Annotated in this window: 16 protein-coding genes; 9 read left to right on the top strand and 7 right to left on the bottom strand. The window is 68.9% G+C overall.

Annotated elements, in window-relative coordinates:
* The first annotated feature begins 103 nt into the window (after positions 1-103).
* From ACXJJ3_RS00080 to glpK (ACXJJ3_RS00060), 5 genes are all read left to right on the top strand, one after another.
* Entirely contained in the window at positions 104-988 is an 885-nt protein-coding gene (locus tag ACXJJ3_RS00080) for a RecB family exonuclease (RefSeq protein ID WP_458167695.1), read from the top strand.
* A 38-nt stretch (positions 989-1,026) separates the two neighbouring features.
* Entirely contained in the window at positions 1,027-1,779 is a 753-nt protein-coding gene (locus ACXJJ3_RS00075) for an ABC transporter ATP-binding protein (RefSeq protein WP_458167694.1), read from the top strand.
* On the top strand, positions 1,779-4,301 hold the full coding sequence (locus ACXJJ3_RS00070) for an ABC transporter permease (protein ID WP_458167693.1): 2,523 nt from the start codon (positions 1,779-1,781) through the stop codon (positions 4,299-4,301). Before ACXJJ3_RS00075 ends, ACXJJ3_RS00070 begins: the two co-directional genes overlap by 1 nt.
* A 39-nt stretch (positions 4,302-4,340) precedes the next feature.
* Positions 4,341-5,099, top strand: coding sequence for an IclR family transcriptional regulator (locus ACXJJ3_RS00065; RefSeq protein ID WP_458167691.1), 759 nt, complete (start codon positions 4,341-4,343; stop codon positions 5,097-5,099).
* Between the two features lie 156 nt (positions 5,100-5,255).
* Positions 5,256-6,761 (top strand): glycerol kinase GlpK, encoded by a 1,506-nt coding sequence (gene glpK / locus ACXJJ3_RS00060; RefSeq protein WP_458167690.1) that lies wholly within the window; start codon positions 5,256-5,258, stop codon positions 6,759-6,761.
* A 38-nt stretch (positions 6,762-6,799) separates the two neighbouring features.
* Here the strand turns inward: glpK (ACXJJ3_RS00060) and ACXJJ3_RS00055 are convergent, their stop codons facing one another.
* Genes ACXJJ3_RS00055 through ACXJJ3_RS00045 form a run of 3 tightly spaced genes read right to left on the bottom strand, consistent with a single transcriptional unit; the run spans position 6,800 to position 10,913 of the window.
* The gene (locus ACXJJ3_RS00055; protein WP_458167689.1) at positions 6,800-8,512 is read right to left on the bottom strand and encodes a glycerol-3-phosphate dehydrogenase/oxidase; all 1,713 of its coding nucleotides are present in this window, start codon (positions 8,510-8,512) and stop codon (positions 6,800-6,802) included.
* Between the two features lie 19 nt (positions 8,513-8,531).
* On the bottom strand, positions 8,532-10,049 hold the full coding sequence (gene glpK / locus ACXJJ3_RS00050; RefSeq protein WP_458167687.1) for a glycerol kinase GlpK: 1,518 nt from the start codon (positions 10,047-10,049) through the stop codon (positions 8,532-8,534).
* A 30-nt stretch (positions 10,050-10,079) separates the two neighbouring features.
* Entirely contained in the window at positions 10,080-10,913 is an 834-nt protein-coding gene (locus ACXJJ3_RS00045) for an MIP/aquaporin family protein (RefSeq protein ID WP_458167686.1), read from the bottom strand.
* Positions 10,914-11,177: 264 nt separating this feature from the next.
* On the opposite strand from ACXJJ3_RS00045, the gene ACXJJ3_RS00040 reads away from it, so the two are divergent.
* Genes ACXJJ3_RS00040 through ACXJJ3_RS00025 form a run of 4 tightly spaced genes read left to right on the top strand, consistent with a single transcriptional unit; the run spans position 11,178 to position 14,954 of the window.
* Complete coding sequence (locus tag ACXJJ3_RS00040) at positions 11,178-12,509, top strand: alpha/beta hydrolase (protein ID WP_458167684.1); 1,332 nt, start codon at positions 11,178-11,180, stop codon at positions 12,507-12,509.
* A complete protein-coding gene (locus ACXJJ3_RS00035; protein WP_458167683.1) occupies positions 12,506-13,309 on the top strand; it encodes an SGNH/GDSL hydrolase family protein in 804 nt (267 codons plus the stop codon). The genes ACXJJ3_RS00040 and ACXJJ3_RS00035 overlap by 4 nt, the downstream gene beginning before the upstream one ends.
* Before the next feature lie 20 nt (positions 13,310-13,329).
* Complete coding sequence (locus ACXJJ3_RS00030; RefSeq protein WP_458167682.1) at positions 13,330-13,836, top strand: SigE family RNA polymerase sigma factor; 507 nt, start codon at positions 13,330-13,332, stop codon at positions 13,834-13,836.
* Positions 13,833-14,954: a hypothetical protein gene (locus ACXJJ3_RS00025; RefSeq protein ID WP_458167681.1), complete on the top strand. Its 1,122-nt coding sequence runs from the start codon at positions 13,833-13,835 to the stop codon at positions 14,952-14,954. The genes ACXJJ3_RS00030 and ACXJJ3_RS00025 overlap by 4 nt, the downstream gene beginning before the upstream one ends.
* Here ACXJJ3_RS00025 and ACXJJ3_RS00020 read toward each other — a convergent pair.
* The 4 genes from ACXJJ3_RS00020 to ACXJJ3_RS00005 form a co-directional block, all read right to left on the bottom strand.
* Positions 14,948-15,997 carry an ABC transporter ATP-binding protein gene (locus ACXJJ3_RS00020; RefSeq protein WP_458167680.1) on the bottom strand — a complete coding sequence of 350 codons (1,050 nt, stop codon included), beginning with the start codon at positions 15,995-15,997 and terminating at the stop codon, positions 14,948-14,950. The two genes, ACXJJ3_RS00025 and ACXJJ3_RS00020, sit on opposite strands and share 7 nt — an antisense overlap.
* An 11-nt stretch (positions 15,998-16,008) precedes the next feature.
* Entirely contained in the window at positions 16,009-17,079 is a 1,071-nt protein-coding gene (locus ACXJJ3_RS00015) for an ABC transporter ATP-binding protein (protein ID WP_458167679.1), read from the bottom strand.
* On the bottom strand, positions 17,076-18,089 hold the full coding sequence (locus tag ACXJJ3_RS00010; RefSeq protein WP_458167677.1) for an ABC transporter permease: 1,014 nt from the start codon (positions 18,087-18,089) through the stop codon (positions 17,076-17,078). The genes ACXJJ3_RS00015 and ACXJJ3_RS00010 overlap by 4 nt, the downstream gene beginning before the upstream one ends.
* A 95-nt stretch (positions 18,090-18,184) precedes the next feature.
* Positions 18,185-19,963, bottom strand: coding sequence for an ABC transporter substrate-binding protein (locus ACXJJ3_RS00005; protein ID WP_458167676.1), 1,779 nt, complete (start codon positions 19,961-19,963; stop codon positions 18,185-18,187).

Genomic DNA, 19,963 nt, shown 5'->3' with positions numbered 1-19,963 from the left:
TAACGCTACTTGGCCGACGGTAACTGCGTGCTACAGGCCTGGTTTTCCACAGGCCGGGGTGGGGTGCACGCGAAGTGTCGGTGGTTGTGCCTAGGGTTTGGGCATGAGCGTTGCAGCAGCTGAAGTCGATCCGCATCCGCGGGGTGCCCTGTCGCCGTCCCGGGCCGCGGACTTCATGAGTTGCCCGCTCAAGTACCGGTTCCGGGTCGTCGACCGGCTGCCGGAGAAGCCGTCTCCGGCCGCCGTCCGCGGGACGGTCGTGCATGCGGTGCTGGAGCGGTTGTTCGACCTGCCGCGTGGGCAGCGGACGCTGGAGCAGGCCGCCGAGATGCTGGAGCCGCAGTGGCAGCGGCTGCTCGAGGCCGAGCCGGAGGTCGGCGAGCTGTTCGCGGAGGACGCCGGCGGCGAGGAGCTGGCCAAGTGGCTCGCCGAGGCGCACCAGCTCCTCGGCAAGTACTTCACCCTCGAGGACCCGAACGCGTTGGAGCCCGCCGAGCGCGAGCTGTACGTCGAGACCGCGCTGGAGTCCGGCCTGGTGCTCCGCGGGTACGTCGACCGCCTGGACGTCGCGCCGACCGGCGAGATCCGGGTGGTCGACTACAAGACCGGCCGCTCGCCGTCGGAGTTCTTCGAGGCGAAGGCGCTGTTCCAGATGAAGTTCTACGCGCTGGTGCTGTGGAAACTGCGCGGCGTCGTCCCGGCGATGCTGCAACTGGTGTACCTCGGCAACGGCGAGATCGTCCGGTATGTCCCCGACGAGGCCGACCTGCGCGCCTGCGAGCGGAAGGTGTCCGCGCTCTGGGTCGCGATCACCCGCGCCCTCGACTCCGGCGACTGGCGCCCGTCCCCCGGCCCGCTCTGCGACTGGTGCGACCACAAACCCATCTGCCCCGCCTGGGGCGGCACCCCACCCCCACTCCCCACCCGCTCCGTCGAGGAAGTCGCCGCCGAGTCGGCCGGCATCGATCTGATCACCGTGGACGGCTGACCACGGACGAGGAACCCTCGGTCGGTACGGTTCGTCGCATGAGGGTGGATGAGCTGGCAGTCCGGGCGGTCGAGGTCTGGAAGCGGTACGGCGGCGGTTCGACGCAGGTGGACGCACTGGCCGGGGTGAGCGCGGACTTCGGCAAAGGCCGGTTCACCGCGATCATGGGGCCGTCGGGCTCCGGGAAATCCACCCTCCTGCACTGCCTCGCCGGCCTCGACCAGCCGTCCGACGGCAAGGTGCTGCTCGGCGACGTCGACCTGACCACGCTCCCCGAGAAGCAGCTCACGCACCTGCGCCGGGACCGGATCGGGTTCGTCTTCCAGGCGTTCAACCTGGTCCCGACGCTGTCCGCGCTGGAGAACATCACGCTCCCCCTCGACCTGGCCGGCCGCAAACCCGACCCGGACTGGCTGGCCACCGTCGTCGACACGATCGGCCTCGCCGACCGCCTCGGCCACCGCCCGTCCGAACTCTCCGGCGGCCAGCAGCAACGCGTCGCCTGCGCCCGCGCGCTGATCTCCCGCCCCGACGTCGTGTTCGCCGACGAACCCACCGGAAACCTCGACTCCCGCTCCTCCGGCGACGTCCTCGCCTTCCTGCACCGCTCCGTCCGCGACTTCCAGCAGACCGTCGTGATGGTCACCCACGACCCGACGGCCGCGTCGTACGCCGACCGCGTCCTGTTCCTCGCCGACGGCACCCTGCAGTCCGAACTGCTCGACCCGACCGCCGAATCCGTCCTGGACCGCATGAAGCAACTCGACCCAGCCGGCGAGCTGGCCGGCTGATGTTCAAACTAGGCCTCCGCTCGGTCCTCGCCCACCGCCTCCGCTTCGCCCTCTGCACCATCGCCGTAACCCTCGGCGTAGCCTTCGCCGCCGGCGCCATGGTCTTCACCGACACCCTCTCCACCGCCCTCAAGAAAAACTTCGAGGTCAGCACCGCCGACATCACCGTCACCCCGTCCGCTCCGATCACCACCGGTACCGACCGGCCGCCGACGTTCCAGTCGTCGGTCGCCGACCAGATCAGGACCGTGCCGGGCGTCGCCGACGCCGTACCGCAGCTGCTGGTCAGCGACGTGCAGATCCTCGGCCCGGACGGCAAGCTGATCGAGAACTACGGCCTGACCAGCTTCGGCGCCTCCTGGCCACGCGATCCGAGCAGCGCGCCGTTCAAGCAGATCAGCGGTACTCCCCCGGCAGGCAACGGCGAGCTGGCCCTCGACGAGTCGACGGCGTCCCGCGCCGGGTACCACGTCGGCGACCAGGTGCGCGTCGTCACGCCGGCGCGATCGCTCACCGCGACATTGACCGCGCTCACCACTCCGGTCTCCGCAGGCGTGGCGGCCGGCGCACCGTTGGTCAGCTTCGACGGCGCGAGTGCCCAGCTCCTGCTGCTCGGGCAGCCCGGCTGGACGTCGATCACCGTCTCACTCAAGCCCGGCGCGGACGCGGACGCCGTACAACAGGCGATCGCGAAGACGGTCGGCAGTTCCGTCAAGGTACGGACCGCGCAGCAGGTGACCGCCGAGGGGCAGCACGACCTCGACAACACCTTCGGCGGGTTCAGCACGGTACTGGCGTTGTTCGCCGGGCTGGCGCTGTTCGTCGGGACCTTCCTGATCGTCAACACGTTCGCGATGGTGGTCGCGCAGCGGTCCCGGGAGCTGGCGATGCTGCGCGCGATCGGGGCGTCCCGCGGACAGGTGACCAGCACGATCGTGACCGAGAGCGCGGTGATCGGCTTCACCGGCGCGACAGCCGGGTTGCTGATCGGCATCGGCGTCGCGGTCGCGATCCGGTACGCGTACCAGCTCCTCGAGCTGCGGATCCCGTCCGCAACACTGCAGGTGAGCGCGGCCACGATCATCACCTGCTACGTGCTCGGCATCGGCGTCACGGTCGCCGCCGCGGCACCCGCCGCCCGCCGGGCCGGGAAGCTGCCGCCGGTCGCCGCGATGCGCGACGACGTCGGCGTACCGGAGCGATCGCTGCTGAAACGGGTCGCGATCGGCGCCTTCATGTTCCTGATGGCGGTGCTGCTGTACGCCGTCGCGATGAGCCTCGGCGGACTGCCTGGCACGGTGCTCGTCGTACTGGCCGGCGGGATCGCCGTACTGGCCGTCGTGATGCTCAGCCCACTGATCAGCCGGTACATCGTCCGCGCGCTGATGTACCCGTTCGGCCGGACGGCGGCCGTCACCCTCGGCCGCCGGAACGCCGAACGGAACCCCCGCCGTACGTCGGCCACCGCCTCCGCGCTGATGATCTCGGTGTCACTGATCGCCGGCCTGCTGGTGATCGCCGCCTCCGCGAAGGCGTCGATCAACCAGAGCATCACCGAGGCGCTCGGTACGTCCGACATCGTGGTCACCAGCGACAACACGCCTGCGTTCAGCCCCGAGGTGGGCGACCGGACCGCCAAGGTGCCCGGCGTCGAGGCGGTACACCGGGTCCGGCAGCAGCAGGCGCAGGTCGGCACCACGAACGTCCAGGTCAGCGGTGTCAGCGACGGCACCCTCGGCGGGCCGATCAGCACCAAGTTCGACTCGGGAACCGCGGCGGCGCTCGGTGCCGGGCAGGCGGTCCTCCCCCGGAACCTCGCGAAGACGTTGCAGCTGTCCGTCGGCAAGACCTTCGACCTCAAGACCTCGACCGGTACGCACCGGCTGACGGTCGGCGCCGTCCTCGCCCCGAACCGGTTGCTGAACGCCGTCGTGCTGTCGCTCCCGGCGTACCAGAAGATCGGCGGCGCGGGTACCGACAACCTGCTGTACGTCGATGTTGCCCAGGGCAACCAGGTGGCCGACGTCCGGGGCGGGATCGTCGGCGCGCTGCAGAAGGACTACCCGACGCTGCAGGTCCGCGACCAGCAGGCGTACGCCGCGGCCGCCCGGCAACCGGTGAACGGCGTACTGGCCGGCGTTGGGTTCCTGCTCGCGATGGCGATCCTGATCTCGCTGCTCGGCATCGTGAACACGCTCGCCCTCGGCGTGGTCGAGCGGACCCGGGAGATCGGCCTGCTGCGGGCCATCGGCACCGATCGCCGGCAGCTCGGCCGGATGCTCCGGGTCGAGTCGATCGCGATCACGTTGCTCGGCTCGTTGCTGGGGCTGCTGATCGGCGTCGCGATCGCGGCCTCGATCCAGTCGACGCTGGTGGACGACGGTCTGGCGGTCCGGGACATTCCGGTGCTGCAGTTGGTCGCTGCGGTCGTGGTGGCAGTGGGGTTCGGGGTGCTGGCATCGGTGTGGCCGGCGCGGCGGGCGGCTCGGTTGGATGTGTTGCGGGCGATCGCGGCCGAGTGAGGTGGAGCCAGGCGGGTGATTCACGGGTAGCCTGCCGGTGTGCCGGGGACCGTGCAGTCGATCGAGCGGGCCGCGGCGGTGCTCCGACTGCTCGCCGCCGCGCCTGACGGGCTGGGGGTGGCCGATCTGGCGAACGCGCTCGGGCTGGCGAAGCCGACCGTGCACGGGATTCTGCGGACGTTGCACCAGGTCGGGTTCGTGGAGCAGGACCGGAGTGGGGCGCATTACCACCTGAGCGACGCGTTCGGGCGGCTCGGTGAGAGTTACCTGGATCCGAACGAGTTGCGCAGCCGGGCGATCAACTGGGCGGATTCGCTCGCGTCACGCAGTGGCGAGGTGGTGCGGGTCGGGCGGCTGGTCGAGGGGCAGGTCGTCGTCGTACACCATGTGTTCCGGCCGGACGACAGCGATCAGGATCTGGATGTGGGTACGACGTTGCCGCCGCATGCGACCGCGCTGGGGAAGGCGGTGCTCGCGTACGACACGAGCGGGGCCGCGCGGCCGCGGGTGCTGGAGGCGTACACGACGCGGACGATCACCGATCCGGCGCGGCTGGGCGAGGAACTGGCCGGCGTACGGGCGCGAGGGTGGGCGACGGAGTTCGAGGAGCACACCGTCGAGTCGGCGAGTATCGCGGCGCCGATCCGCGGCCTCGGCGGGCTGGTGGTCGGCGCGGTCGGGCTGACCGGGCGGATCGAGCGGATCTGCGACAGCCGGCTGCGGCACCGCGACGACCTGATCACCATGGTCCGCGCCACCGCCGAAGCCATCGCCCGCGACCTCCGGGACGACGCATGACCCGTCCCGCCGCCCACTTCCGGCGCGAGGGGATATCCCCTGGCGTTGGGGGTTATCTGCTGGTATGCGAGCAGATAACCCCCAACACTGGCGGATATCCCCTCGCGTTCGGCACGGCGGTGGGGGCGGTTGGTTGGGTGAGTGGGGGGTTCGGGGATGGCTGAGCAGTATGTGGCGGCGGTGGATCAGGGGACGAACTCGAGTCGGTGCATCCTGTTCGACCGGCGCGGGCGGTTGGTGTCGGTGGCGCAGCGGGAGCATCGGCAGTTGTTTCCGCGGCCGGGGTGGGTGGAGCACGACGCGGAGGAGATCTGGCGGAACGTGAGCCGGGTGGTACCGGCCGCGATCCGGCAGATCGGGGCGGACCCGTCGCAGGTCGTTGCCATCGGCATCACCAATCAGCGGGAGACGAGCCTGCTCTGGGACCGCGTCACCGGGGAGCCGATCGGGCACGCGGTGGTCTGGCAGGACACCCGGACGGACCGGCTGGTCACCGAACTGGCGGGCGACGCCGGACCGGACCGGTTCGCGGATCGTTGCGGGCTGCCGTTGACGACGTACTTCTCGGCGCCGCGGATCCGGTGGATGCTCGACCACACGCCGGGGCTCCGGCAGCGGGCCGAGCGCGGCGAGATCCTGTTCGGCACGATGGAGACCTGGCTGATCTGGAACTTCACGCGCGGCCTGCATGTCACCGATGTCACGAACGCCAGCCGGACCATGCTGATGAACATCGAAACGCTTGATTGGGACGACGAACTGCTCGCGGCGTTCGACGTACCGCGGGCGATCCTGCCGGAGATCCGCCCGTCGTCGGGGGTGTTCGCGACCGCGACCGAGGTACTGCCGGGGGTCCGGATCGGGGCGGCGCTCGGGGACCAGCAGGCGGCGCTGTTCGGGCAGACGTGTTTCAGCGCGGGCGAGGCGAAGTGCACCTACGGCACCGGGTCGTTCCTGTTGATGAACACCGGGCAGGAGATCGTCCGGTCGAAGCACGGGATGCTGACGACGGTCGCGTACCAGATCGGCGACCACGCCGCGTCGTACGCGCTCGAAGGCTCGATGGCGGTCACCGGGTCGCTCGTGCAGTGGTTCCGCGACGGGCTCGGGATGATCCACACCGCGGCCGAGATCGAGACGCTGGCGCGGACCGTCGACGACAACGGCGGCGCGTACATCGTGCCGGCCTTCTCGGGCCTGTTCGCGCCGCACTGGCGCAGCGAGGCCCGCGGCGTGATCGCCGGGCTGACCGGCTACATCACCAAGGGCCATCTCGCCCGCGCGGTCCTCGAGGCGACCGGTTTCCAGACGCTCGAGGTGGTCGACGCGATGAACGCCGACTCCGGGATCGCGCTCACCGCCCTCAAGGTCGACGGCGGGATGACGGCGAACAACCTGCTGATGCAGTTCCTCGCCGACCTGCTCGACGTCCGCGTGGTCCGGCCGATGGTGACCGAAACCGTCTCGCTGGGCGCCGCGTACGCCGCCGGCCTGGCAGTCGGGTACTGGCCCGACCTCGAAGGCCTCCGCAGCAACTGGCACCGGGCCGGCCAGTGGATGCCCCACATGGACCCGGCCCGGCGCGCGACGGAGTACGCGAACTGGCAGGCCGCCGTCCAACGCACCTTCAACTGGATCCGCCCCGAGGACCACGAATTGTAGGGAGGGCCGGTGAAGGCCCTCCCTAACCCCTCCGGGTCTCAGGCGGGCGAGACGATGTCCGGGGCTTCCAGGCGGACCTTGTCGGCGGACTCGTCGTCCGGCTGGTCCTGGGAGTCGCGTTCGGACTGGACTCGTTTGACGTAGAACGAGACCTCGCGCTCGATGGTCGCCTCGTTCCAGCCGAGGATCGGGGCGATCAGGCGGGCGGCGGCTTCGGCGGCGCCGACGCCGCGGTCCCAGGCCTCGATCGAGATCCGGGTCCGGCGGGCCAGGATGTCGTCGAGGTGCCGGGCGCCTTCGGCCTTGGCGCCGTACACGATCTCGGCCTTCAGGTAGTCCTGCGTGCCGGGGAGTTGCTCGCCGAGCGACGGGTCCTCGGCGACCAGTGCGAGTACTTCGTCGATCAGCGCGCCGTACCGGTTCAGCAGGTGCTCGATCCGCGCCACGTGCAGCCCGGAGCGCTGCGCGATCAGCTGCCGCTGGTTCCAGAGCGCCTGGTACCCGTCGGCGCCGACCAGCGGGATGTTCTTCGTGACGCTCCGCGGAACCCGTCCGTCGAGCGCGTCCGCGACCGCGTCGATCGCGTCCTTGGCCATCACCCGGTACGTCGTGTACTTGCCACCGGCAACCACCACGAGACCGGGGGCGGTGTGCGCGACGACGTGCTCGCGGGACAGCTGCGACGTACTCTCCGACTCCCCCGCCAGCAGCGGGCGGAGACCGGCGTACACGCCCTCGACGTCCTCCCGGGTGAGCGGCGTCGTCAGTACGGCGTTCACGTGGTCGAGCAGGTACTCGATGTCCTTGCTGGTCGCGGCCGGATGCGCCTTGTCCAGGTGCCAGTCGGTGTCGGTGGTGCCGATCAGCCAGTGCCGGCCCCACGGGATGATGAAGAGCACCGACTTCTCGGTGCGCAGGATCATCCCGGTGCTGGACTGGATCCGGTCCTTCGGTACGACCAGGTGGATGCCCTTCGAGGCGCGCACGTGGTACTGCCCGCGCTCTCCCACCATCGCCTGGGTGTCGTCGGTCCACACGCCGGTCGCGTTCACGACCTGCTTCGCCCGGACCTCGAACTCGCGCCCGCTCTCCAGGTCCTTCGCCTGGACGCCGGTGACCCGCTCGCCCTGGCGCAGGAATCCGGTGACCTTCACCCGGTTCGCGACCAGGGCGCCGTACGACGCCGCGGTCCGGGCGAGCTCCATCGTGTGCCGCGCGTCGTCGACCTGCGCGTCGTAGTACTGCAGCGCGCCGACCAGGGCGGACTTCTTCAGCGACGGGACCAGCCGCATCGCCCCGCGCCGGGTCAGGTGCCGGTGCAGCGGCAGCCCGGCGCCGAGGCCGGAGCTGACCGCCATCCCGTCGTACAGCGCGACGCCGGCGCCGGCGTAGAACCGCTCCCACCAGCGGTGCTGGAGCGGGTACAGGAACGGCACCGGCTTCACCAGGTGCGGCGCCAGGCGCTGCAGGAGCAGACCGCGTTCCTGCAGCGCCTCGTGCACGAGCCGGAAGTCCAGCATCTCCAGGTAGCGCAGGCCGCCGTGGATCAGCTTGCTGGACCGGCTGGAGGTGCCGCTCGCGAAGTCGCGGGCCTCCAGCAGTCCGGTGGTCAGGCCGCGGGTGGCGGCATCGAGTGCCGACCCGGTGCCGACCACCCCGCCACCGATTACCAGGACGTCCAGTTCGCGTCCGTCCGCCAGCGCGTCGATCGCGTCGGCCCTTGCTTGCGGTGACAGAGCCACTACAGCCACTGTTGTCGTTCCTTCCTGATCAGTCGACGTCGACCCAGTCAAGCGTTCGCTGGACGGCCTTCTGCCAGCCGGCGTACCCCTGAGTGCGCTGTTCGTCGGTCCACTGCGGCTCCCACCGCTTGTCCTCGTTCCAGTTCTGCACGAGCTCGTCCTTGGTCTTCCAGAAGCCCACGGCGAGCCCGGCCGCGTACGCCGCCCCGAGCGCGGTGGTCTCGGCGACGACCGGCTTGCTCACCGGAACGCCGAGCACGTCGGCCTGCATCTGCATGGCCAGCTCGTTCGCGGTCACGCCGCCGTCCACCTTCAGGACGTCGAGCTGCACGCCGGAGTCCTTCTCCATCGCGTCCGCGACGTCCTTGCTCTGGTAGCAGATCGCTTCCAGTGTCGCGCGCGCCAGGTGCGCGTTGGTGTTGAACCGGGACAGCCCGACGATCGCCCCGCGGGCGTCGGACCGCCAGTACGGCGCGAACAGGCCGGAGAACGCGGGCACGAAGTACACGCCGCCGTTGTCGTTCACCTGCTTGGCCAGGGTCTCGATCTCGGCCGCACCGGAGATGATGCCGAGCTGGTCGCGCAGCCACTGCACGGCCGACCCGGTGACCGCGATCGAGCCCTCCAGCGCGTACACCGGTGCCTCGTCGCCGAACTTGTAGCACATCGTGCTGAGCAGACCGGCCTTCGAGCGGACCAGCTCGGTGCCGGTGTTCAGCAGCATGAAGTTGCCGGTGCCGTAGGTGTTCTTCGCTTCACCAGGGTTGAAGCACACCTGCCCGACTGTTGCCGCCTGCTGGTCGCCGAGGTCACCGGTGAGCGGGATGACGCCGCCGACCGGGCCGTTCGCCAGCGTCTCGCCGTACTTGTTCGGGTCCGACGACGGCCGGATCTCCGGGAGCATCGACCGCGGGATGTTGAAGAAGCTGATCAGCTCGTCGTCCCAGTCGAGCGTCTCGAGGTTCATCAGCATGGTCCGGCTGGCGTTGGTGACGTCGGTGATGTGTACGCCGCCCTCGGTACCGCCGGTCAGGTTCCACAGCAGCCACGTGTCGGTGTTGCCGAAGACGGCGTCCCCGGCCTCGGCCGCCGCCCGCACGCCGTCGACGTTCTCGAGGATCCACTGGACCTTGCCGGCCGAGAAGTACGTCGCCGGCGGCAGGCCGGCCTTCTGCCGGATCACGTCGCCCTTGCCCTCACGTTCCAGCGCCGAGGCGATCCGGTCGGTCCGGGTGTCCTGCCAGACGATCGCGTTGTAGTACGGGCGGCCGGTCTTGCGGTTCCACACGACCGCGGTCTCGCGCTGGTTGGTGATGCCGAGCGCGGCCAGGTCGCTCGCCTGCAGGCCCTGCGCGTTCATCGCGGTCCGGATCACCGCGCTGGTGCGCTCCCAGATCTCCACCGGGTTGTGCTCGACCCAGCCGGCCTGCGGCAGGATCTGCTCGTGCTCGAGCTGGTGCTTGCCCACCTCGTTGCCGGAGTGGTCGAAGATCATGAAGCGGGTGCTCGTGGTGCCCTGGTCGACGGCACCGACGAAGTCAGCCATGGAAAGTCCTCTCCTCACACAAGGGATGCGTCATGCGGTCGTGTCCTCCTCGGGAATGCGCCCCGGCTCCTCGTCCTCGTCGGCGATCGGGAGGAAGCGGCCGACCAGCTGGTCGTAGATCAGGGCACCGAGCAACGCGCCGAGAATCGGCGCCACGATCGGTACCCAGAAATAGACCTCGCCGAACTGGTCCTTGAACGCCCCGCCGTACCCGGTGATGAAGGAGGCCAGCCGGGGGCCGAAGTCACGGGCCGGGTTGATCGCGTAGCCGGCGTTCGTCCCCCACGCCATGCCGATGCCGACCACGACCAGGCCGATGATGAACGGGGCCAGGTTCGCTGCCGGAGCGGTGTTCCGGAGATCGGTGATGGCCAGGATCAGCAGCATCAGGATCGCGGTACCGATGATCTGGTCGCGGAAGCCGCCCCAGAGGTGGACGCCGATGTCGGCGCCGTTGCCGGGCAGGGTCGAGAACACGATCTGGCTCTTCTTCGTGTGTCCCGGGTCGAACTTGTTCAGTGCCTCGGTGTAGTTCCACCGGACCACCAGCGCCGCCAGGAACGCCCCGAAGAACTGCGCCGCCGCGTACGGCGCCACCTTCTTCCAGCTGAATCCGCGGAACGCGGCCAGCGCGATCGTGACCGCCGGGTTCAGGTGCGCACCGGTCATCCGGCCCGCGACGTACACGCCGAGTGTGACGCCGAGACCCCACGCCCAGGCGATCGAGTCGTGGTTGCCAATCCCGCCGGCGACCACCTGCGCCACCACGCCGACGCCGAACAGGATCAGGATGAACGTGCCCAGGAACTCGGCGGAACACTCCCCCAGAAGGGTCTTCGCCTTGACCGTCTCGGTCGTAGCCATACCGAACCTCCCTTCCCTTACCGACTCAGCCGTGACGACCACGGCTGGCTGGAATGTAAGAGCGAACGACGCGCGGAACAACGCCCTCCGTTCGACATTGTCGAACGGAGGGCGCTTTGTCCTGAGCTACGACACTCGGTAACAGCCTGATCACTCAGAAGCACGAAACTGAGGGGACGCTGAGTCGGTCCGGGAATGGCATGCCAACCATCCGTCGTAGTGCGGCGTCTGGGGGTTGGGTCTACTCGACTTCGGAGGGTTTGGATGAACGTATCGCTGCTGGGGGGCTGGTTTCCGGCGATGCTCGACGTGCTCGCCGCCGGCGCGCTGATCGCGGCCATCGGCTGGCGCGACTACAAGTGGCACTTTCGGATGGTCCCGCTGATCGCGGCCGTCACGGTGCTGCTGACCGTCTTGGCGTGGAAGCCCGGCGCGAACGCGGTCGGGGTGACCGATCCGCTGCCGTTCTCCGTCTGGTTCTGGCTGGGCGCCTCGGTCGCCGCGCTGCTCGTGCTGGCCGCCGGATGGCGGACCGCGCGGTGGTGGCGCCGGGGTATGGCGGTCGTGGCCGCGGCGCTCGCCGCGCTGGTGTGCGCGAACGGCGTGAACCAGTTCGTCGGGTACTACCCGACCATCGACTCCGCCGTCAGCGACTGGACCAACACCCCGTTGGCGGGGCAGGTGTCGATCGCGCGGCTCCGGCACGAGGCCAACGCGGTCAAGCCCCCGGGCTTCGGCAAGCTCGTCCAGGTCGTGATCCCGGCGACGTACAGCCACTTCAAGCACCGGCCGGAACTGGTCTACCTGCCGCCGATCTGGTTCGTCCGGACCGCGCACCGGCACCCGCTCCCGGTGGTCGAGCTGATCGGCGGTGAGCGCGGCGGCCCCGGCGACTGGGTCCGGCTCGGCAACGCCGTCCAGGTGTCCGACCAGTACGCGCGGGACAACCACGGGTACGCGCCGATCCTGGTGTTCGCCGACGCGACCGCACGGTTCACCAACGACACCGAGTGCGTGAACGGCCCGCGCGGGAACTCGGCCGACCATCTCTCCCAGGACATCCCGAAGTACGTCGAGAAGACCTTCGGCGCCTCCACCAACCCGGAGCAGTGGGCGGTCGGCGGGTTCTCGATGGGCGGCACCTGCGCGCTCGACCTGGTCGTCGAGCACCCGGACGTGTTCCGGCACTTCATCGACATCTCCGGCGACCTCGCGCCGTACACGAGCACCCCGGCCGCCAGCCTGCACGACCTGTACGGCGGCAACGTGGCGCTCGAGCACCAGAACGAGGCGCTCCTCGTGATGAAGGCGCACGGTAAGTACGAGGGCGTGAACGGACTGTTCCTGACGAGCACCAAGGAGCGCCGCCACCAGCACGAGGCCGAGGAACTGTCCAAGGCCGCCGCCAAGGTCGGGATCTGGTCCCGGGTGCAGATCTCCCCCGGCACGCATGTGTGGCAGTTCGCAGCGCCCGCCTTCGCGTCGGCCTATCCTTGGCTCGCGAACCAGTTGGCCCTTCCGGGGCAGCACCATCCGGCGACGAGTCAGCTCGCCCTCCCCGGACGTATCGAAGCGAGGCACAAGAAACCCGCGTGATCCAGACAATTCGACGGCTCTCCGTCGGCCTGCTCGTACTCATCGTCGTCACCGTGATCAGCGGCGCCGACACGATGAGTGAGGTCTTCAGTCCGCCGCCGCCGGCCAAGGTCCACGTCGTCGCTCTCGGTGACTCGGTTACGTCCGGCTCCAACTGCAACTGCTCGGCGTTCCCGCAGATGTACGGCGATCAGCTCGCGGACCGCGACGGGACCTCCGTCTCGGTCACGAACCTGGGCGTCGGCGGGCTGGACTCGTCCGGGCTGCTGCAGACCCTGAACCAGGCCAACTCGCCCACCGAGGTCGACACCGCGGCCGCGAACGTCGTCCTGCTGACGATCGGCGCGAACGACTTCGGCGACCACCACGACGACGTCACCAGCGGCCAGTGCACCGGCGACTGCGTGTCCGACGAGTTCGAGCAGCTCACCGTGAACCTGGGCAAGATCCTGACCCGGATCCACGCGCTCCGCGACAACAAGCCGACCACGATCCTGATGACCGGCTACTGGAACGTCTTCGAGGACGGCGACGTCGCGGCCCGCCAGTACCCCGCCAGCGGCCGGGAAGCCAGCGACCAGCTCACCCTCCGCACGAACGGCGCCATCGAGGCAGCGGCCGCGGCAGACGACGCGACGTACGTCGACATCTACACGCCGTTCAAGGACAGCGCGAACATCACGTCCCTGCTCGCCGCCGACGGCGACCACCCGAACGCCGCCGGCCACGCCCTGATCGCCAGCGTCCTCCTCGCCGCCACACCCAACCCTTTGCCGACGTCCTCGCATCAGGGAGGGTAGACACAGGCAAGGGGGACCAGATGGCCGACTCGACGGCGTTCGCCGAGTTCGCGACCGGACGGCATGCGGCGCTGTTCCGGTACGCGTACCTGCTCGCCGGCGACCGCGGCCTCGCCGAGGACCTCGTCCAGGAGGCGCTGGTCAAGGCGTACGTCAACTGGCACCGGCTGCGCGACCCGCGCAACGCCGAGGCGTACACCCGGCGCACGATCACCAACACGCTGATCGCCTGGTGGCGCCGCAAGTCCTGGCACGCCGAGCGCCCGAACGGCGACGTACCGGACCGCGCCGCGCACCCCGACGACTCGACCGCCCGGATCTGGCTGTGGCACGAACTCCAACAGTTGCCACCACGGCAACGGGCGGCACTCGTCCTGCGGTACTACGAGGACCTGACCGAGGTACAGACCGCCGACGTCCTCGGGTGCAGCGTCGGGACCGTGAAGAGCCAGGTCTCCGACGCCTTGAAGAAGCTCCGCGCCAGGCTGGGCGCCGACGTCGTACAGAAGGTGGGGATGGGCGGATGACCGACCTGCTCAAGGACACACTCACCGAACGCGCCGACACCGTCGAGCCACCGCCTCTCGACCTCGACGCAATCATCGCCACCGGCAACCGCCGGCTCTCCCGCCGCCGCGCCCTGCCCCTCCTCGGCGGCGGCGCCGTGGCGGTGGCCGGCGGCAGCCTCGCGGTCGCCGCCTCCCGCAAGCACCTGGTCCCGCCACCCTTCACCGAGCGGCGCCCGACGTATGCCGTCGGCAACGAGATCCACTACGGGGACGAGATCATCTCAGTGGCCCCGCACCGGGTGACCACCTTCGTCCAGACCGACGCCGGTTTCGTCTTCCTGAACGCGGAAAACGCCATCCACGTCGTCGACCACTCCGGCGTACGCCCGCTCGGCAAGAGCGCGTGGCGCCTGATCAGCGGCGGCAACCTCGCCGCGTGGGTGGAGGAGTTCAACGACCACGACGAGTCGGTCGTGTACGACGTCGCCGCCCGTCGCGAGGTCGTGCGGACCGCGATCGGCAACAAGATCCCGCCCAACGTGAGCCTCGCCGTCAGCCCCCGGGTCGTCGCACTCGACGGCGACCACGCGTACTTCGGGACCCTGGACGGCCTGTACCGCTGGGACCTCACCACCAACCAGAGCGAGCGTCTGGCCAAGGTCGGCCCGGAGATTGTCCGCACCGTCGCGGACGGTCAGCTCGTCTTCCAGCAGCCGTACACCAAGTTCGCGGTCGTCACCCTGGCGATCGGGCCGGCCATCACGCCGACCGCTCCCGCGAAGTTCACCGGCGAGCAGGCGTTCCTCTCCCCCACCGCGGCGTACCTCGTCACCCAGCCCTACGACGCCCGGCCGGTCGTCCAGGACCTCAAGGTCTTCAACGCGACCACAGGCACCCACATCGCGCTGCCACCGACGTACCGGAGCAAGTTCTTCGGCCAGTGGCTCGACGACGCCACCTGCACGATCGCCGCCGAACGTCGGACCGGCGACCTCGACCTCCTGGTCGTCGACGCCCGGACCGGCAGCACGAAAGTGGCCGTCCCCGGCTTCACCAAGCTCAGCTTCAGCAAGGTTCCGGCCCGGTCGGCGTCGTTCGCGCTGCCGACCGGGAACCCGATCACCGACCTCTACTGATCGGTCTTGGCGGCCGGGGTTTCCACGTTCTCCGGGAAGTGGCAGGCGGTTTGGTGGCCCGGGGCGAGTTCGACCAGGGGTGGTTCCTTGGTCTTGCAGATTTCCTGGGCCTTCCAGCAGCGGGTGTGGAAGCGGCAGGCCGGCGGCGGGTTGATCGGCGAAGGAACGTCGCCCTGGAGGCGGATGCGTTCCTGTTTGCCCTTGCGCTTGGTGTCGGGGACCGGGACGGCGGACAGCAGCGCGACCGTGTACGGGTGCATCGGGCGTTCGTACAGGCTGACGCGGTCGGCCAGTTCGACGATCTTGCCGAGGTACATGACCGCGACCCGGTCGGAGACGTGCCGTACGACGGACAGGTCGTGGGCGATCATCACGTACGTCAGGTCGAACTCGTCCTGCAGGTCCTCGAGCAGGTTCACGACCTGGGCCTGGATCGAGACGTCCAGCGCCGAGACCGGCTCGTCCGCGACGATCAGCTTCGGACGGAGCGCCAGGGTACGGGCGATGCCGATCCGCTGGCGCTGGCCGCCGGAGAACTCGTGCGGGTAGCGGTTGTAGTGCTCCGGCGACAGGCCGACCAGTTCGAGGAGTTCCTGCACGGCGCGCTTCACGCCGTGCTCGGTCTTCACGTTCTGCAGCTTGAACGGCGCGCCGACGATCTTGCCGACCGTGTGCCGCGGGTTCAGCGAGCCGTACGGGTCCTGGAAGATCATCTGCACGTCGCGGCGCAGCGGGCGCATCCGGCCTTCGCCGAGCCGGCTGATGTCGCGGCCCTCGAAGACGATCTTGCCGGCCGTCGGCACCTCGAGCCGGGTGAGCAGCCGGCCGGTCGTGGTCTTGCCGCAGCCCGACTCGCCGACCAGCGACAGCGTCTCGCCCTGCTTCACGCTGAACGACAGGCCGTCGACCGCCTGCACGGCGCCGACCTGGCGCTGCAGCAGTCCCTTGCGGATCGGGAAGTGCTTGACGAGGCCGTCGACCGACAGCAGCTCCTCGCCCGGTTCAGCGGGGGCGGGAGTGGATTCGGCGTCAGTAGTGGTCACAGTCGTCCCGTTCAGAGCTTCGGCTTGATGTCGGTCTCCCACGCCTCGCGGCGGTTCTGCGGGGACAGGTGGCAGGCGACCATGTGGCCGTCGCCGATGTCCAGCAGCTCCGGCCGCTCGGTCTGGCTGAGGCCGTCGTTCAGGTGGGCGTAGTTGCAGCGCGGGTTGAACGCGCAGCCCTTCGGCACGTTGATCAGGCTCGGCGGCGTGCCCTTGATCGGGACCAGCCGCTCGGTCCGTTCCCGGTCGATCCGCGGCATCGAGCCGAGCAGACCCCAGGTGTACGGGTGCTGCGGCCGGTCGAAGATGTCCTCGGCAGTGCCGTACTCGATCGCGCGGCCGGCGTACATCACCTGGATGTCGTCGGCGAGCTCCGCGACCACGCCGAGGTCGTGGGTGATGATGATGACCGCGGAGTTGAACTCGCGTTGCAGGTCCCGGATCAGGTCCAGGATCTGCGCCTGCACGGTGACGTCCAGCGCCGTGGTCGGCTCGTCCGCGATCAGCAGGTCCGGGTCGCACGACAGCGCCATCGCGATCATCGCGCGCTGCCGCATGCCGCCGGAGAACTGGTGCGGGTACGCGTCCACCCGGCGGTCGGGCTGCGGGATGCCGACCCGGTCGAGCATCTCGATCGCGTGCTTCTTCGCGACCTGCTTGCTGACCTCGTTGTGCACCCGGTAGGCCTCGATGATCTGGTGGCCGACCGTGTAGAACGGGTGCATCGCCGACAGCGGGTCCTGGAAGATCATCGCCATCCGCTTGCCGCGCAGCAGCCGGACCTCCTCGCGCGACGAGGACACCAGGTCCTGGCCGTCGAGGAAGATCTCGCCGCTGATGTTCGCGACGCCGGGCTTGTGCAGGCCCATGATCGACAGGCTGGTGACGCTCTTCCCGGAGCCGGACTCGCCGACGATGCCGAGCGTCTTGCCGCGCTCGAGCTTGAACGAGATCCCGTCGACGGACTTCACCAGACCGTCGTCGGTCGGGAAGTGCACCTTGAGGTCGCGGACGTCGAGGAACGCCTCGCCGCGCTCGACGCGCTGCTTCGGGGCCTCTACTTCTTCGATCGGCTCGGTCACGAGATCCGCACCCTCGGGTCGACGACGGCGTACAACAGGTCAACGATCAGGTTGGCCAGCACGATGAAGAACGCGGCGACCAGCGTCACGCCGAGCACCTTCGGCAGGTCGTTCGCCTGCAGCGCGATGACGGCGTACTGGCCGATGCCCGGCAGCGAGAACGTGGTCTCGGTGAGGATCGCGCCGCCCATCAGCAGCCCGAGGTCGAGGCCGAAGATCGTCAGGATCGGCGTCAGCGCGGATCTCAGTCCGTGCTTGATGACCACGTCCCGCTCGGTCAGGCCCTTGGCTCTGGCGGTCCGGACGAAGTCCTCGTTCATCGTCTCGAGCATGCCGGCCCGGGTGAGTCGCGCGTACGCCGCGGCGTACAGGAACGCGAGTGTCACCCACGGGAGTATCAGGTCGTACGCCCACCACAACGGGTTCGTCTCGTCGAGCGGGTTGGTACCGCCCTGCACCGTCCAGCCGAGGCCGTAACTGAAGATCGACAGCGACAACAGGCCGGTGAAGAAGATCGGCAGCGAGACGCCGGCCAGCGCCACCGACATCAGTGACCGGTCGAGCACCGACCCGCGTTTGAGTGCCGAGATGATGCCGGTGCCGACACCCGTAACCAGCCAGATGAAGGCCGCACCACCCGCCAGCGAGGCGGTGACCGGTATTCGCGCGACCAGGTCCGGCCAGACCGGGGTCTGGGTCAGGTACGAGTAGCCGAAGCAGGGCGCCGGGCAGTGCTCGACGCCGGCGCCGTAGTTGTACTCGGTACCGACGATCAGTCCTTTGACGAACCGGCCGTACTGGACGTAGAGCGGATCGGTGAAGCCGAGCCGTACCGCCGTCTCGTGGATCTGCTCCGCGCCGACGCTCCGGCCGACGTACCGCGAGGCCAGGTCGTCCGCGGTGGCACCGCCGAGTCGCGGGACCAGGAAGAAGATCGAGAACGTGACTGCCGTGACGATGAAGAGCAGGACCACTGCCCCGATCAAGCGGCGGATCAGATATGCGAGCACCGTGCGCGGCGTGGTGGCCGGGGATCATCGACGATCACCGGCCACCGTCAGCCTTCACCTACCTCTGCTGGCGAAATGATGGTTGGTCAGAGCAACTACTTCTGCGCGAGCCCGATCGCCGCGTAGTCGTACATGTTCTGACCGTCGTTGGTGAAGACGTTGGCCAGCGTGTCCGGACGGTACAGCAGGCCCTTGGCCCAGATACCCGGCAGCGCCGCCGCCTGCTCCATGACCTTCTTGTCGATGTCCACCCAGATCTTGTTCCGGGCGGTCTCGTCGGTCGTCTTCAGTGCCTGGTCAATCATCGTGTCGACCTCGGGGATGCGGATGCCGAGGTTGGTGTTACCACCGGCGTCCCGGATCACCCGGCTGTCGACGATCTGGCTCAGGAAGCCGAAGCCGTCGTTCCAGTCCGCGCCCCAGCTGTAGACGATCAGGCCGAGCTTGTTCGCCTTCGCGAAGGCCGGCTTGCCGGCGTACAGCTTGGTGTAGTCACCGGTCGGGTACGGCTTGGTGGTCAGGTTGATCCCGACCCGCTTCAGCGACTGCTGCAGCGTCTCGGCGACGGCCTTCTCCTTGGCCCGGTCGGCCCGGTAGGCGATGTTCATCGCGAAGCCGTTCGGCTGACCGCACTGCTGCAGTTCCTGCTTGGCCTTGTCGACGTTGCCGTTCTTGTCGGTCTTGAAGCCGTAGTCGTCGAACTGCTCCGAGCCGGACACCGACGGCGGCATCAGGTTGGTGGCGATGTCGCCTCCGATCGGACCGCCGTACGCGCGCTGGTAGCCCTCGTGGTCGGCGGCGTACAGGACGGCCTTGCGGCAGTGGACGTTGTCCAGCGGCGCGACCTGGCTGTTCAGCACGGTGAAGTTCAGCCGCGGCGCCGGCACGTTGTCCGCGTGCGCCTTCAGCTTCGGGTCGGCGAGGATCTTCGCCTGGGTCTCCGGCTGCACACCGGTACCGGCGATGTCGACGTCCAGGTCACCGGCCAGCAACCGGTTGTCGATGTCGGTGCCCTCGACGTTGAACGCCACGGTGATCTTGTCCGGCAGTGCCTTGCGGCCCGAGTCCGGGTCGGTCGCCGGGTCGTACTGGTCGTTGCGGACCAGGCTCAGACCGCTGTTCGCGTTGTAGCTCTCGAACTTGTACGGACCGGTCGCGATCGGGTGTTCCTTGTACTTCGCGCCGGTGTCCTTCTTCTGCGGCACCGGAGCCGTCGACGGCAGCTGCGCGAAGTAGTCGAAGGAGGCGAACGGCTTGTTCAGGTGGAAGACGATCGTGTAGTCGTCCGGCGTCTCGATGGCCTTCGCGACCCCGGCCAGCGTCGGGTCCTTGTAGACGCTGTAGCCCTTGGGGATGTCCAGCAGGAAGTCGTTGAAGTACGTCGGGCCGTTCGGCAGCGTGACCTTGTCCAGCGACCGGGCGACGGCGTACTTGACGTCCTTCGAGGTGACCGGCGTACCGTCCTCGAACTTGATGCCCTTGCGGATCTTGTAGGTCCAGGTCTTGGCGCCGTCGCTCGGCACCCCAGGGGCCTCGGCCAGGTCCGGTACCGGCTTCGCACCCTCGGCGCCCGGCTTCGCCGCGAACGTCATCAGCGGGCGGACGTAGTTGCGGACCAGGTTCCAGGACAGGCCGTAGTAGGTGTCACCCGGGTCGGTGGAGTCCCAGAGCTGGGTGATCGCCATCCGCAGCGTGCCACCCTTCTTGTCGCTCGGGTTGAACACCTTGCCGACAGCCGCGTTGTACTCCGGCGTCGCTCCGCCGCCCTCGGAGGCGGAGCCGCCCGGCTTGGCCTTGGGTCCCCCACAAGCCACCAGGCTGAGGGCGACGGCCGCACTGACGGCGGTGGCCGTCGTGATGCGATTCCATCTCAT

The organism is Kribbella sp. WER1 (assembly GCF_054189145.1).
Note: the sequence above shows the minus strand (reverse complement) of the source record. Positions and strands in the feature narration are given on the sequence as shown.

Bases quoted from the DNA above. Each gene is read 5' to 3' on its own strand.
- ACXJJ3_RS00080 (WP_458167695.1), top strand. From the start codon at position 104: ATGAGCGTTGCAGCAGCTGAAGTCGATCCGCATCCGCGGGGTGCCCTG.
- ACXJJ3_RS00040 (WP_458167684.1), top strand. From the start codon at position 11,178: ATGAACGTATCGCTGCTGGGGGGCTGGTTTCCGGCGATGCTCGACGTG.
- ACXJJ3_RS00070 (WP_458167693.1), top strand. From the start codon at position 1,779: ATGTTCAAACTAGGCCTCCGCTCGGTCCTCGCCCACCGCCTCCGCTTC.
- ACXJJ3_RS00045 (WP_458167686.1), bottom strand. From the start codon at position 10,913: ATGGCTACGACCGAGACGGTCAAGGCGAAGACCCTTCTGGGGGAGTGT.
- ACXJJ3_RS00005 (WP_458167676.1), bottom strand. From the start codon at position 19,963: ATGAGATGGAATCGCATCACGACGGCCACCGCCGTCAGTGCGGCCGTC.
- ACXJJ3_RS00025 (WP_458167681.1), top strand. From the start codon at position 13,833: ATGACCGACCTGCTCAAGGACACACTCACCGAACGCGCCGACACCGTC.
- glpK (WP_458167690.1), top strand. From the start codon at position 5,256: ATGGCTGAGCAGTATGTGGCGGCGGTGGATCAGGGGACGAACTCGAGT.
- glpK (WP_458167687.1), bottom strand. From the start codon at position 10,049: ATGGCTGACTTCGTCGGTGCCGTCGACCAGGGCACCACGAGCACCCGC.
- ACXJJ3_RS00075 (WP_458167694.1), top strand. From the start codon at position 1,027: ATGAGGGTGGATGAGCTGGCAGTCCGGGCGGTCGAGGTCTGGAAGCGG.
- ACXJJ3_RS00030 (WP_458167682.1), top strand. From the start codon at position 13,330: ATGGCCGACTCGACGGCGTTCGCCGAGTTCGCGACCGGACGGCATGCG.